Here is a 203-nt window from a genome sequence, read left to right as displayed (position 1 = left end):
ACCGCCATGACCATCACCCTCAGCAATGGTGAGTCCATCACCATCGCTGCCGGTGAAACCAGCGGCAGCGTCACCGTCGCCGCGCCGGACGATGACGTCTACATCGACGCCGGTCAGGTCGAAGCTACCATCACCGGCACCAGTGGCGGCGACTTCGAAAATCTGGCTGTGGATAACACTCCAGCCGTTACCGAGGTCAACGA

At 61.1% G+C, this 203-nt stretch carries 1 protein-coding gene; it reads left to right on the top strand.

The window, feature by feature from the left end; translation table 11 throughout:
* On the top strand, positions 1-203 hold a 203-nt coding region (locus tag M2D63_RS26280; protein ID WP_285865941.1), incomplete at both ends, for an immunoglobulin-like domain-containing protein.

This window comes from Pseudomonas sp. BJa5, assembly GCF_030272875.2.
Classification (GTDB): domain Bacteria; phylum Pseudomonadota; class Gammaproteobacteria; order Pseudomonadales; family Pseudomonadaceae; genus Aquipseudomonas.
The sequence above is the reverse complement of the archived record's forward strand: the minus strand, read 5'-3'. Positions and strand labels throughout refer to the sequence as shown.